1 protein-coding gene is annotated in these 333 nt (G+C 56.8%); it reads left to right on the top strand.

Annotated elements, in window-relative coordinates:
• On the top strand, positions 1 to 333 hold a 333-nt coding region (locus tag EN807_RS33680), incomplete at both ends, for a molybdopterin dinucleotide binding domain-containing protein (protein ID WP_281405259.1).

Here is a 333-nt window from a genome sequence, read left to right as displayed (position 1 = left end):
CAACGCTGCGATCCAACGATCAGTTCAACACCACGATCTACGGCTACAGTGACCGCTTTCGCGGCGTTGAAGGCACGCGCCGAATTATATTCATGAACGGGGAAGACATCCTCCGACTAGGCTTCGCCGATGGGGAGATCGTCGATGTGACCACGGCGATCGATGACAATGTCGCCCGCACGGTCACCGGTCTGAAGATCGTTCCCTACAATATCCCGAAGGGCTGTTGCGGGGCGTATTATCCCGAAACCAACCCTCTCTTTCCCTTGGCGCATCACGACCCGAAGTCGAAGACGCCGTCCTACAAGCTTTTGCCAGTCCGTCTCAGCCGAT

The organism is Mesorhizobium sp. M5C.F.Ca.ET.164.01.1.1 (assembly GCF_004792125.1).
GTDB classification, from domain to species: domain Bacteria; phylum Pseudomonadota; class Alphaproteobacteria; order Rhizobiales; family Rhizobiaceae; genus Mesorhizobium; species Mesorhizobium wenxiniae.
This window is presented reverse-complemented; position numbering and strand designations above follow the sequence as displayed.